Source organism: Paraburkholderia sp. SIMBA_030 (assembly GCF_046535245.1).
Lineage (GTDB): Bacteria > Pseudomonadota > Gammaproteobacteria > Burkholderiales > Burkholderiaceae > Paraburkholderia.
Genome location: NZ_JAWRXB010000480.1, coordinates 1 through 273, shown reverse-complemented (window position 1 = coordinate 273; position 273 = coordinate 1). Strand labels below are relative to the sequence as shown.

Here is a 273-nt window from a genome sequence, read left to right as displayed (position 1 = left end):
ATTCGTCTGGAGCAAAACTACCGCTCTACCAGCAATATTCTGAGCGCCGCTAACGCTCTGATTGAAAACAATAACGGGCGTCTGGGTAAAAAACTGTGGACCGATGGCGCGGACGGTGAGCCTATTTCCCTCTATTGTGCTTTTAACGAACTCGATGAAGCGCGTTTTGTGGTTAACCGCATCAAAACCTGGCAGGACAACGGCGGGGCGCTTGCCGAGTGCGCCATTCTCTACCGCAGCAACGCCCAGTCGCGTGTACTGGAAGAGGCCCTA

1 protein-coding gene is annotated in these 273 nt (G+C 53.8%); it reads left to right on the top strand.

Translation table 11 applies throughout. The features are described from left to right. The coding region (locus SB772_RS40870) for a 3'-5' exonuclease (protein ID WP_410838634.1) at positions 1 to 273 on the top strand (273 nt) is incomplete at both ends.